This is a genomic window from Acinetobacter sp. F9, assembly GCF_019195275.1.
Taxonomy (GTDB): domain Bacteria; phylum Pseudomonadota; class Gammaproteobacteria; order Pseudomonadales; family Moraxellaceae; genus Acinetobacter; species Acinetobacter pseudolwoffii.
On sequence record NZ_CP078068.1, the window covers coordinates 600019 to 613184 of the forward strand.

The window sequence follows — 13166 nt, forward strand, 5'->3', positions numbered from 1 at the left end:
ATACTTTAAATAGTTCAGTTAAAATATGTCAGGTTTAAATAAAGATTTTTTATAAAATATATTTTATCTTGATTTTAAAATGACCTAAAAAATACCAGACATAATCCTTATATGCTTTAAGAGTTTAGTCCTGCTATTTTTTGTATTTTTGAGGGCAGGCTGGACTTTATGAAACAATTAAATTTATTACATTAAAATTAAGTCATAAAAAAGCCCATTCTTTGAATGGGCTTTTTTGAATCTTGGTAGGTATATCCAGACTCGAACTGGAGACCTCTACGATGTCAACGTAGCGCTCTAACCAACTGAGCTATACACCTAGAATGCATGGCATATTATAAATTTTTCTGACTGAAGACAAGTCTTTTCATTTGATTTTTAAACTATCAGCACAAGTTTTAAGCAAATACTTGAATTTTTTCAATTCTTGATCAGTAAGTTCTGCTCCTGAATAAAGATATTTTTCAAAAATCCGGATTGCCTCTATAAATGCAGACTGATTTTCGACCTTAACCTGTTGGGATAAACGCTGCATCCAGTGATGAAAAGTTTCAGCAGGCTGTTTTTTGAGATCGTCAGCTAAAGATTGATTCAACTGTTGGATAGCACGATCAAATGGGGATTGAGCCTGTCGGGCTTTTAGATAAATTCTGAGTCCATAGGCTAGAATCAGTAGTGCAATACTGCCGAGCAAAACGATAATACTCGAATAAGCCGAACTCAGACCTAATTTTGATAGCCAGTTCTGTTGCGATTCTGCATTATAACCCACCACCTTGCTTTGCCACTGGTAGCTGGCATAATCGCTCCAGACCCGCATCTTGGTCATCCACTGATTATTCTGCGATGTCCAGGTCGAATTATTTGACCAAACTCTTTCATCTTGAGACATCAGGTTTTGCATTCCGCCATCTATACGTTGTGGCGCAATCATGGCAGTCGGATCAAAGCGCTGCCATTTCTGATCTAACCAGACTTCTGTCCAGGCATGAGCATCCAGTTGCCGGACCTCCCAACTCTTACGATCCGGTGCCAGTTCTCCACCCTGATAACCAGTCACCACACGTGCAGGAATCCCGACATAACGCATCAGCATGACGAAACTCGATGCATAATGCTCACAAAACCCTTGCCGCGAATTAAATAGAAATTCATCAATCCGGTTTTGTCCCAACTGGCCCGGTTTCAGGGTATAAACAAAGTTATTCTGCTGATACCAGTTCAGAACGTTCTGCACATAACGGCGTGGATCTTCAGCACTTTGCGTATATAGGCGTTGTGCCAGCTGCTGCGCTCGAGGGTCGAATCTGCGCTGTACCTGGCTATTGATTCGCGCGAGATATTGACCTACAGCCTGAGGATCATATTGTGTCCCAATCCACTGCAGCGGAATCGGTTCAACGCGTTGCGTGAGTCGTCGCGGTACAATACTCCAGTCCTGACGGTTATAATAACGGCGCTCTACAGGTATCGATTTTTCCAGCCCCATGATCCAGAACACCGAAGGATCCGCAGCCAGATATTGATAGTTCCATCCAACCGGCACTGGCGAGCTATCCATGGGCTGTCGCATTAAAGGTTGCTGATTGACGAAGCTGCTGGTCCAGCGTTGACCATCATATTCATCCAGTACCAAGGCGCGCCAATACAGCTCTGAACGCGGTGGGAGTTTGCTGACATCACCGATAATCCGGAAAGCCAATGCACTAGACTGCGATAATTCAGCAATATCACCAGGCGACATGCTGTCGCTAATACCGGTCACGCCTTTATTTTCTGGGATGGGAATATGCCAAAGTGGTGGCAAACGCGGGAAGAAAATAAACAGCAGCAGGAAAAATGGAATGGCGTACAGGATAAACTTCGCTACATGCTTGGCATCCTGTTGTAAGGCGGCACGCTGGGTGGTCGGCTCCTGCTCAAACTCGCTGGTCTGAATCCGGTACAGGCCAATCAGACAGCTGATTAAACACAGCACAATCACGATCGCCATGCCAAATGACTGACTGTATAAAAATGAACTGGCAGCGACAAATAGGGCAAAATTAAACAAAATAATTAAGTCACGCCTGTTTTTACTTTCCAGTGATTTGGCAAATAAAAATGTCGATAAAACTGCCACTCCAGCTTCAACACCAATAAAGCTCTGATAACTTAAATAAATACTGCCCAGTGCCAAAACTGTGAGCAAGAAGGTGCCAATTTTAGGAAATGGCTGCTGACGTTTCAGATAAATCCAGATACACAGAATACTGATGGCAAAAATAATGCTGAGTAAAACCGGAATAAATGCCATTTGGGCGATGAGAATCAGGCTCAAGGTCAGTACAATCGAAGTATGGATTTTTGCATTGATCATTGCTTTATCTGCCTTAGGCCTGTGCCAATAACTGTTTGGCTTTACGCAGTTGCGCTTCACCTGCACCCTGTGGCAATTCGGCTTGGGGCAAATGCAGTGCATAAGCACATTGTTGTTGCTCGCATTGCTCGATCAGTCCCATCATAAATTCAAGTTTTTCTTCATGTGATTGCGTCGGCATATGTTCATAATGAATCTCGATACTGTGTTCATCCTGATACTGCTCAAAAACCTTGACATATAAGCCCTGTCCTCGGGCAAACTGCTTCCAGGATACCGACTGCAAGGAATCGCCAGTCTGGTAATTTCGCAGTTCGCGAAATTCATCCATATCTGGTTCAAAGCGGTTCAGATGGTATCTATTTTCTGCGCTAAAAACTTCTGCTTTGGGCGCAACCCAGGCAGTATGCTGATGATAAAGATAAGTCCAGGCCCGAACCAATCCAAAAGGATAAACCGAATATATTTGAATGACGGGATAATCAAATTTACCGCGTTGCTCTGCATAAAATGGCAGGATAAACTGCTGCTTCTGTGCATTCAGATAAACTTTGTGTAGCTGATTTCCAGCTTTAATATACAAATAATGTGGTCGAACTTGCTGCTGCTGAAAATACATTTGCAGATTCAGACTGTGTCCGACCTGCCCCACTTCATCCGCGATTAATTCAATCTTCAAGCCATGCAGCTGCTTAAACGTCAGATAAAAACTGATACACAGCACAGCACTGATTAAAAAGCAGAAACCTAAAATCAGATTGTTGGCATAATTCACCCCTGCCACAAAGGTGATCAAGATCAACACCAGATACAGATAGCCCTGCTGATAAATAAATACCAAGACGTCTTTCTGCGAGAGCTGTTTCTGCTGTGAAAATTGAAAGCGTTTGGCCAGCCATTCTTGCCAGGTTTTATCCAAGAGAGGACTCCTCTAGCTGACCGCAACCTGTTGCATGACATTCAAAGTTTCAGCTTCACTCAAACCCAGACGATGTGAAGTCACCGCCACAAATACGGCCTGTACGTCATCCGCTGTGACAAAGGCACGTTGCTGAATCAGCGCATGCGCTTGTGCTGCACGCTTGAGTGCCAATAAACCACGGGTGGACAGGCCATGACGGTTCTTGCGGGTTTCTTCCGCCAGATCCAGCAGATATTCCTGAATCGCTTCACTCATAAAGACCTGATGCGCCAGACTTTGCAGATCCAGAATTTCATCTTCAGTAAAAATATGCGCCAGACTGGCAATCAGGGCAAAACGGGATTCCTGCTGTAATAACAGCTTCTCAGCATGACGCGATGGATAACCCAAAGACAAACGCATCAGAAAACGATCCAGCTGCGATTCCGGCAAGGCATAAGTGCCGCTTTGAAACAGCGGGTTCTGTGTGGCAATCACCCAGAATGGTTTTGGCAAGGCATAGCGTACGCCATCAATGGTGGCATAACCCTCTTCCATGGCTTCAAGTAAGGCACTCTGGGTTTTGGGGCTACAACGGTTAATTTCATCTGCCAGTAAAATCTGGGTGAAAATCGGGCCTTGTTTAAACTCGAACTGATGTTCTTTCTGGTTAAACATATTAATACCGATGACATCGCTGGCCAGCATATCGTTGGTAAATTGAATCCGCTGGAACTTCAACCCTGCCAGATGTGCCAGACTACTCGCCAATGTGGTTTTCCCCAGACCCGGTAAATCCTCAAATAGAACATGACCACCTGCAATCAGACAGCACAGCGCCAACTTGGTCTGGGCCTGCTTGTCCAGTACGATGGCATTGACCTCTTCAAAAAAATGCTGGATCTTGGGCGCATAACTTGCAATCTTTTGTTCAAGCACAGTATTGAGATGTGCAGTATCGTTATTTTCCTTTTGTTTCATGCCCCAGATCACACTAATTTTCCTAATAAAACACGGTCTAGGATTAACATACACTGAAATTTTAATTTCCCCAAAAGATCAATTCTCTATCTGTGTAACTGAATGAGAATACCCGCGACAAAATGGCGAAAATTCAAATAAAAATAGGTGGGTTTTATCAAGTACGGAGAAAATGGCAACATAGAAAACAGGCAAAAAAACCGGTTCAAGAAGAAATCATTTTTTCTTCGAGTGCGAGTATTAATACCTCGTATACATTTTATTTATGATAGTTAAAACACCATACTTAAAAGGTATGCAGATTTATTTTTATCCTGGATTTGAATCAAGAATATTCTGAAACAACTGAGTGAATGAAATGAGAGGTCATTCGCTCGGCCATTTTTAAGACCGATATTTAGGCATAAAAAAGCGCCCCGAAAGGCGCTTGTTTTACTCAATGATTAACACGGACACTTTTTCATCCCGCCGCCTGCCGATGGATAACGCGAATCCACACAGTGACGATAAAATGTTTTCGGGTCCATCGCTTCCAGGTCTGGATGATGCTTGCGCATATGCTCCACATAGGTCTGGTAATCTGGCACCCCAACCATCAGGCGGAAACTTTGCTGCAAGCGTTGCCACAAGGTCGCAATACGTGACCAGTTTTTCGGATTCAGAATCAAATCCTTTTGTGACATCACGGTCATTTTGATGATTTTATAAATCATGGTTTTTCCGCTTTTGGCAAATTTCAGATTCATAAGACTCTCCTTAATGACCTTTCGCTGGCTGAATGTCTTCAGGATCGCGATAGATGGCTTCCGCTTCATGCACAGAAGGATTCGGATCTGCTAAAGCACGACGAATCACGCGAATCGCGGCGAACAGCATCACAAAAGCAACGATCATAAAAAAGGCACAAAGTGCGGCATTAATCTGATTCGACATGGCCACAGTCTGCATTTCTGCAATACTTTTAGCCGGCGCCAGGATTTCATTATTGGCGATGGCCGTATTGAAACGATCAGCTTGTGCCAGGAAACCAATCTTCGGATTTTCGTGGAAAATCTTCTGCCAGCCGGCAGTCATGGAAGTAATGAACAGGAAAACGGTCGGGATAATGGTGACCCAGACATATTTCTGTTTTTTCATTTTGAACAGAATGACTGTACCGAGAATGAGCGCCATCGCAGCCAGAATCTGGTTACCAATACCAAACAGCGGCCATAAGCTGTTAATGCCGCCGAGTGGATCGACCACGCCCTGATAGACGAAGAAGCCCCAGCCTGCGACTGCAACCGCAGTACCCAGCAAGTTACCAAAGAAATTATGCGAGTTTTTCACCGCAGGAATCACGATACCGACTGTGTCCTGTACCATGAAACGACAGGCACGCGTACCGGCATCTACCGCTGTCAGGATGAATAAGGCTTCAAACAGAATCGCAAAGTGATACCAGAACGCCATCATTTCACGGCTATTAAAAATTTCCGTGATGATATGCGCCATACCAATCGCAAAAGTCGGTGCACCACCTGTACGTGACAGAATCGAGTTTTCACCGACTTCTTGAGCCAATAAAGTCAAGGCTTCAGGGGTTACCACAAAACCAAGAGTACGCACTGCTTCTGCCGCACTTTCTGCGGTAGTCCCAAGTAAGGCGGCTGGCGAGTTAATCGCAAAATAAATTCCCGGATCCAGAACTGCGGCACAGATCAAAGCCATGATCGCCACAAAAGATTCCATCAACATACCGCCATAACCGATCACACGGATATCGCGTTCGTTATTGACCAGTTTCGGTGTCGTTCCCGAAGAGACCAGGGCATGGAAACCGGAAATCGCACCACAGGCAATGGTAATGAACAGGAATGGGAACATGGAGCCTGCAAATACCGGGCCAGTACCATCAATAAACTTGGTCACCGCTGGCAGTTTCATTTCAGGCATGGCAAACAGAATACCAATCGCCAGACCGGCAATTACACCAATTTTCAAGAAAGTGGATAGATAATCACGTGGCGCAAGCAACAGCCACACCGGCAATACTGATGCAATAAATCCATAGATGATCAATCCCCAGGTCAGCTCAGTTCCCGATAGTGTGAAGAACGGCCCCCAGTAAGGATGTTGCGCGATGTTTTCACCGTAGATGATCCCGAGCATCATCAATACAAAACCAATAATCGACACTTCTGCAATTTTACCCGGACGGATAAAACGCATATACACGCCCATAAAGATCGCAATCGGAATCGTGGCAGCAATACTGAACACGCCCCACGGACTATTGGTCAAGGCTTTGACGACCACCAGTGCCAACACCGCCAGGATGATAATCATCACACCCAAGGCACCCAGCATGACGATAATACCGGCAAAGGTGCCGAGTTCCTGCTTGGCCATTTCACCGAGTGAACGACCGTCACGACGGGTCGAAATAAACAGCACCAGAAAATCCTGTACCGCACCGGCCAGTACTACACCGACCAAGAGCCAGATGGTTCCGGGCAAATAACCCATTTGCGCGGCCAGGATCGGACCGACCAGCGGGCCTGCACCGGCAATTGCAGCAAAGTGATGGCCAAACAAAACACTTTTATTGGTTGGCACATAGTCCAGACCATCGGCCAGACGATGCGCAGGGGTTAAACGGCGCTCATTCAGCTCGAATACTTTGGTGGCAATAAACAAGCTATAGAAACGGTAAGCAATGCTATAGACACAGGCAGCTGCCAGTACCAGCCAGACTGCATTGACATGCTCACCCCGACTCAGGGCCAGCACTCCAAAGGAGACTGCACCCACTATGGCTACCAAAAGCCAAATTATTTTCGAAGTCAGCGTGGACTTCTTTTGTAAAGTTTCCATTCAATCCCTCATATTGTGATGCATACAAATCAGCGCGGTTGTTGTTGTTCGAAGTACTGCTGTTTTCCCTTGCGACTTTACGCCTGTTCTTTTCACTTTCCTCTAAGACTTTGGCATAAAAAAAGGGATGATCTAGATCATCCCTCTCGATAATAGTCTATTTTAAAACCATTATGCACGTTCTAAATAATCACCAGTACGGGTATCTACACGAACGCTTTCTTCTTGCTGTACGAATAATGGAACACGTACCACAGCACCTGTTTCAAGTTTCGCCGGCTTACCGCCACCGCCAGAAGTATCACCACGAACGCCTGGATCAGTTTCAACGATTTTAAGTACCACGAAGTTCGGTGGAGTCACGTTTAACGGCACGCCATTGAACAGCATAATGGTACATTTTTCATTTGAATCGTCTTTTAACCATTTTGCAGCATCGCTCATCGCTGTTTTATCAGCTGCGATTTGTTCAAACGATACAGGATCCATAAAGTTCCACATTTCGCCATCGTTGTACAAGTATTCCATTTCTACTTCAACGATATCAGCCGCTTCTAGGTTCTCGCCTGATTTGAATGTTTTTTCCAGAACTTTACCTGATTTAAGGTTACGTAATTTTACGCGGTTGAAGGCTTGGCCTTTACCTGGTTTTACGTATTCGTTTTCCATGATTGAACATGGGTTACCATCAAGCATAACCTTAAGGCCTGACTTGAAATCATTCGTAGAATAATAGGCCATGACTGGCGCACTCCAAACTTACTAACTTTAATCTATCGATGCTAAGGGCTGTTGCAATGTCATTTAGCAAGTCTGACACGAACATTAAGTTGCCACATGCACATTCATTTAATGTTACGTATTCTAAATGAGCAATGGCGCTCGCCGCAATGAAAAATTCCGCTTTCAGCCCTTCACACTGCCTAAGTTACCATCAGGCATGAAAATCCTTTGTTTATTCATGTCTTGCTGGACGCTAAAATGCCATCCGGCTGTCATCATTTTTGACATACATATAGTCATGACGACAAATTTTATCGCACAGCAGATTATTCTGGTTCTCGACAAACTGTTAAACTGCAACCCTCTGGCCTTGCCCTCCCACTTCTACTGTTAATCTTCCAGCATGACGAATTATTTATATCAAGAACAAAACTGGCAATCACAGCTTAGCGACCTGATTACCGATCCACACGAACTGCTTGAACTGCTGCAACTCGCACCGGCGCAGCTGCTCTCAGGTGCCATTTTGGCCAGTGAACAGTTCAAATTACGTGTGCCACGTGCTTTTGTCGGCAAAATGCAGCCAGGCAATCCTTTAGACCCGCTACTGTTACAAGTCCTGCCGCATCATTTGGAGCTGGAAGATCATCCGGGATTTGTTACCGATCCCTTGGGCGAAGAGCAGGCCAATCAGCAGCCCGGCGTATTACATAAATATAAATCACGTTTCTTGCTGACGCTGACCGGTGCCTGTGCCGTGCATTGTCGTTACTGTTTCCGCCGGCATTTTCCTTATCAGGACAACCTGCCTAAAAATGAAGACTGGATCAATATCAAGCAATATCTGCAAAGCCAGCCTGATATTAATGAAGTGATTCTGAGCGGTGGTGATCCACTGACCTTATCCAACCGGAAATTGCAACTCTGGATCGAGCGGCTAGAATCTCTACCACAGCTCAAATTTTTAAGAATACATTCACGAGTTCCCATTGTGATCCCTAACCGGGTGGACGAAGAGCTACTTAGCATGTTAAAAAACAGTAGGCTACGTATTATTCTGGTGGTACACTCCAACCATGCATCGGAGCTGGATGACTTCACCTGCAAGCGTTTGAACCAGTTGGTTCAACAACAGATTACTGTGCTGAATCAGACAGTTTTATTAAAAGGTGTGAATGATTCTGCTCAGGTTTTGACAGATTTAAGCTATCGCTTGTTTGATGCCGGGGTGATGCCGTATTATTTACATGTACTTGATAAAGTAAAAGGTGCACATCATTTTGATTTACCATCTGATGACATTTATGAGATTTATACTGAAGTTTTAGCGAACCTTCCGGGGTATTTGGTTCCTAAACTGGTTCGAGAAATAGCGGGCGAGAACAATAAGACACCGCTTTTTGGGGTTTCAACATTTTTGAGTTAAATAATAAAGATGAGCAAGCATACGTCCGACATTTTTCAGACACCGACGGAACTCACACGGGATCAGCTGAGCTTTTGCCCGACGACTGCCAAAGCTTTGCAAGAGTGGGTTTCCGGTATTTCAATTTTGCAACTGGGAAATTCATCCAAATCCCTGTTTAATGCCTTATTAGAAATTTCTGAGCTGAAATGCACAGAAACCCTGCGCTTTGACCTGATTCAGGTCTTGCATCCGACCCTTGAAAATATTCTGACCAGTCTGGAAAAGCATTTTGTCAATCAGGGGCTGATTACTTCGGATCGTAACGATCAAATCATTGAACTGGCCATGCTGCTGCGTAGCCATTTTGCCAAAATTTATATTGATATCGTCAAACGCTGTAATCATCAACTGACCCATCAAAAATTTTCTCTGTTTTCTCTGGGCAAAAAGAAAAGCATTCAAACCGCGCGTATGGTGTCGATTTATTATGCTTTGCAACAGCTCAGCCTGCTGTTATATCAACAGCATATGCTGTATAGCACGCCAGGTCTGGGACAATGGCTGGCTGCCCATCAACTGCTTGAATGTGCAATCGAAAATAATTTCTACCAGAGCAATATCAATCAGGTCTTAGGCACCCAGCACGAGATCCAGAATATTGCACATGCTTATGCTCAACTGATTTTACTGGATATTTTTAATACCCATCAGATTCGCCCTGCAGAAATTCAGGGGCTGTACCTATGCAGTTTTGACTGGGCCAAACTGGTGCAGATTCTGCCGAAAGAAACCACACTTTCGCGCTATGTAGTCGACGCCAGCAAAGATCACCCCCCGATCTTTAATTCGCATCAGGGTGAACATTTTCAGCCAAGCTTCTATATTTCCACCCAGAATCTGATGGAACATTTGACCCATACTCAAAGCAAAAATGCCCAGTATCTGTCGCGTAATGAAAAACTGTTCCTGACCCCTGCACTACATTTTCATATCTATAATCTGCTCTCGAATAATATCGAACGCCGTCACGAACGTTATGAATATTCAGCCCAGATCAATATCTGCTTTGGCTTGACGGTGGCACATTTTTATCTATCCAAAGGTAAAAACTTTAACGAGACCCTGGAACTTGAGGCCAATTATAATTTCCAGAGTGAAAGCAGTTTTGTCAGCTCAATGGAAAATGCCATTCCAAGTGGTTTTAGCAGCATCAAGGCCCTCGATCGCGAAACCAAACAGATTCATAGTGCTGAAGTTCTGGATATTAGTGTCAATGGTTACCGGATTAAATGGTCAGGCATTACCCCTGCCAATCTGAAAACCGGTGAATTTATTCTGGTTCAGGAAAAATCACAGCGTCAGTGGCGTGGTGGTGTGATTCGCTGGATCAAGCAATCGACCGACAAGAGTCTGGAAATTGGTCTGGAAGTTCTGGCTCAGGAATTATTCCCTTGCGCGGCTTATAGCCGTACCGAACGCCATCATGTCAATTATCAGCCTGCACTGCTGGTAAAAATGACGCAACTGGATCAGGTCACGACCAGTGTGATTGTCTCTGGTTCACAGATGTTTAGGGAAAAACAAACCATTCATTTACGCCTCGGTCAGAAAGAATTAAAAATCTATCTGACCAAAGCACAACTGATTACGCAGAGTTTTATCCGTTTTGATTATGAATTATTGAATGATCAAGAAGAAGAAATGATAGAAAACTTTATCGGTCAGCACATGAATGAAAGCAGAAATCATGATTTATGGGAAGCATTGAAGTGAGAAATCCATTATTGTCTAAAAAGTTAAAACGTACCGAAACACGTTTACTGATTATTGATGATAATCAAATTAGATATAACCAAATCCGTGATCTTCTGACCAGCAATGACTATCAGGTTGATGCTGTCCTGCTTGATGATTTGCAATCTTTTGAAAAACAGTTAAATTTTAACTGGGATCTGATTATCTTTGGCCGTGCTTATGATCTGAAATATGAACAGGCCTTAAGTCTGGTGCGTCTTTCCCAGCAGCCTCATCTGCCGATGATTTTGCTTAAACCGGATGACTATCAGGCTGAACACTATGCCCAGTATATTCATAAAGGAATTTATGACATTCTCAATTTTGACTACCTGGAACGCTTTTATGTGGGACTGGTTCGGGCATTGTCATTTAGCCGTGTATCGCAGACCCAGCAACATTTGCTCAATGAACTGGAAGCAGCACAAAGTCAGACACAATCCTTAGTCGAAGATAGTAATCGTGCCATCGCAACCATTCAAGAAGGGATTCATATTCAGGCCAATGCAGACTATCTGAAACTGTTTGGCTTACAAAGTGAAGACGAGATTATTGGCCTGCCGCTGCTAGATCTATTACAACCTTCTGATCTAAACGACTTTAAAACACGTTTCAAAAAGATTTCTCAAGGCCAGGTCGATTTAGGCCGGGTTGAAATCCACTCTCTTAATCCGCGTGTCGCCGCATCTAAGCCATTAAAACTGGAATTCTTGCCATCCAGCGCTGAAGAAGATGCACTACAAATTACTATTGATACTCAGGCTCAAGCAGGCAATACCGAGAAGCCAGCCGGAAAACCGAGTACTTTCCAACTCCTTAAACGTGAAATAACCAAACAGTCCGCACCTGTAAATGCCATGGTAACTTTCTCTTTAAGTTCCTATGAACCAGAAGTTCTACAGTCTGAGTGGACGACGTTTAGTGGATATTTCAAAGCTGTTAAAGAATTCCTCAAAGAACAAACCCATGTTCCATTATTCAAGCTGGAATATGACGTCCTTGTCGGTCTGTTCCAGGCAGATTCCAAAGCAATTCTTGAATCCAAACTGATCGGATTAAATGCACTCAGCAAGCCACAATTAGTGACAGTGGGACAAAATTCGTTCCCGCTCAATTTACGCATGGGTTATGTGGTTCTGGAACAGGGTTTAAATGATGAAGCGCACTGCAATGAACTGATTGCACGAGCCTTCTCTACGTCTTTACCTCAAGCAGAAGTAGCACCTGAATTTGTACTAGATATTCCTGCTTCACTGAGCAACCAGCCATCTCTAGAAATGCCGCAGATCGATTTTAGTGTGGCTGAAACACCAATCGAAAGCCCAACAGTTGCGGCGATCAGTCCAGCAGTCAGCTCTATTCCTGCGGCGACACCTCATATCCTGAAAGCTTTGAGTGAATGTCTGGATCGTGGTGAAATCCATTTAAAATATCAGCAGTTGTATGATAAAGAAGATACCCGCCTTTATACTTATGAAGTGACCAGCGGCTTCATTTATGAGAATAAATGGCAGGATATTTCTACACTCCTTGAACTGCATGAAGATGATGAGCTGTCGATTAAACTGGATCGCTGGATTCTGGTTGAAGCCAGTAAACAGTTGCACAACTTTATTACCCAGTATCCGGATGCGACCTTAATCGTGAATTTGAACCGTGCGGTACTCTTTAAAGACCGTAGCTTCCCGGAATTTATTTCCAAGCTGATTACGATTATTCGCAGCAAAGTCCGACATCCGCTGATCCTGCAATTCTCTGAAGAAGATATTCTGCTGAATCAACAGGATGCACAGAAATATCTACGTGTTCTGCATGAACATGGCGCGCTGATTGCGCTGCGTGATTTTGGTCAATCGATGTATAGTCCGAATTTGCTGCGTGAGCTGGAAATAGATGGTGTCAGCTTGCATTCCAGCTTGACCCAGATGCTGAATAACGAGACTGAAGTCGAGCAGCTGCAAGAAAAAATCACCAGCTATAATGATATCAAACCGCTGAATATTCTGGTCCGCGAATTAAATGATATGACCCTGTTCGCCAATGCCTGGAATGTTGATGCCCGCTTTATTCAAGGGGATTATTTCCAGAAAAAACTCGATCACCTGATTGATGTACAAGAGCATTAAATAGTTATATGCCTGCCA

General features: G+C 44.1%; 9 protein-coding genes and 1 tRNA gene. 3 read left to right on the plus strand and 7 right to left on the minus strand.

Going from position 1 to position 13166, the window contains the following annotated elements:
* Positions 1-243 precede the first annotated feature (243 nt).
* The 7 genes from KT990_RS02900 to efp form a co-directional block, all read right to left on the minus strand.
* Positions 244-320 (minus strand) — tRNA-Val (locus KT990_RS02900).
* 47 nt (positions 321-367) lie between these two features.
* Positions 368-2359: a transglutaminaseTgpA domain-containing protein gene (locus KT990_RS02905; protein WP_218209139.1), complete on the minus strand. Its 1992-nt coding sequence runs from the start codon at positions 2357-2359 to the stop codon at positions 368-370.
* Positions 2360-2372: 13 nt separating this feature from the next.
* Entirely contained in the window at positions 2373-3278 is a 906-nt protein-coding gene (locus tag KT990_RS02910) for a DUF58 domain-containing protein (protein WP_005171639.1), read from the minus strand.
* A 12-nt stretch (positions 3279-3290) separates the two neighbouring features.
* Positions 3291-4253, minus strand: coding sequence for an AAA family ATPase (locus KT990_RS02915; RefSeq protein ID WP_005096506.1), 963 nt, complete (start codon positions 4251-4253; stop codon positions 3291-3293).
* A 431-nt stretch (positions 4254-4684) separates the two neighbouring features.
* Positions 4685-4987 carry a YbdD/YjiX family protein gene (locus tag KT990_RS02920; RefSeq protein WP_005096505.1) on the minus strand — a complete coding sequence of 101 codons (303 nt, stop codon included), beginning with the start codon at positions 4985-4987 and terminating at the stop codon, positions 4685-4687.
* A 10-nt stretch (positions 4988-4997) separates the two neighbouring features.
* Positions 4998-7097: a carbon starvation CstA family protein gene (locus KT990_RS02925; protein WP_218209140.1), complete on the minus strand. Its 2100-nt coding sequence runs from the start codon at positions 7095-7097 to the stop codon at positions 4998-5000.
* A gap of 171 nt (positions 7098-7268) precedes the next feature.
* Entirely contained in the window at positions 7269-7838 is a 570-nt protein-coding gene (efp, locus tag KT990_RS02930) for an elongation factor P (RefSeq protein WP_005171644.1), read from the minus strand.
* Positions 7839-8223: 385 nt separating this feature from the next.
* Here efp and epmB point away from each other — a divergent pair, with 385 nt between their 5' ends.
* From epmB to KT990_RS02945, 3 genes are read left to right on the plus strand one after another with little or no spacing between them, the layout of a single operon-like run.
* Positions 8224-9246 (plus strand): EF-P beta-lysylation protein EpmB, encoded by a 1023-nt coding sequence (gene epmB, locus KT990_RS02935; RefSeq protein ID WP_005096499.1) that lies wholly within the window; start codon positions 8224-8226, stop codon positions 9244-9246.
* A gap of 9 nt (positions 9247-9255) precedes the next feature.
* Positions 9256-11001 (plus strand): GTPase, encoded by a 1746-nt coding sequence (locus KT990_RS02940; protein ID WP_218209141.1) that lies wholly within the window; start codon positions 9256-9258, stop codon positions 10999-11001.
* Positions 10983-13148: an EAL domain-containing protein gene (locus tag KT990_RS02945; protein WP_218209142.1), complete on the plus strand. Its 2166-nt coding sequence runs from the start codon at positions 10983-10985 to the stop codon at positions 13146-13148. The genes KT990_RS02940 and KT990_RS02945 overlap by 19 nt, the downstream gene beginning before the upstream one ends.
* The last annotated feature ends 18 nt before the right edge of the window (positions 13149-13166 follow it).